This is a genomic window from Janibacter sp. CoH_79_TC_3, from assembly GCF_058197955.1.
The window spans coordinates 1-268 of sequence record NZ_JBXWIV010000100.1; the positions used below are offsets into that span (position 1 = coordinate 1).

Below are 268 nucleotides of genomic sequence, written 5' to 3' on the forward strand. Positions count from 1 at the left end.
CTCCTCGGTTTCTCGGTTTTGATTTTCGGTATGACAACTATGACAACTGCCGTAGAGCCGCTCAAAGAAGTAAAGGCTTTTACCGATTTACTTACTATGTTTTCTAATCCTTTGCTCGGCGTATTATTCGGTGCTGTGCTTACTGCGATTATTCAGTCTTCGTCTGCATCGGTAGGTATACTCCAAGCACTTGCGATTACCGGAAGCATAAGCGTATCAAACGCATTTCCGATTATTCTTGGACAAAATATCGGAACCTGCATTACCG

General features: G+C 43.3%; 1 protein-coding gene. It reads left to right on the forward strand.

The window, feature by feature from the left end:
- Positions 1–39: 39 nt before the first annotated feature.
- Positions 40–268: Na/Pi symporter (locus AC2FA3_RS15240; protein ID WP_490510322.1), on the forward strand; the 229-nt coding region annotated here is incomplete at its 3' end.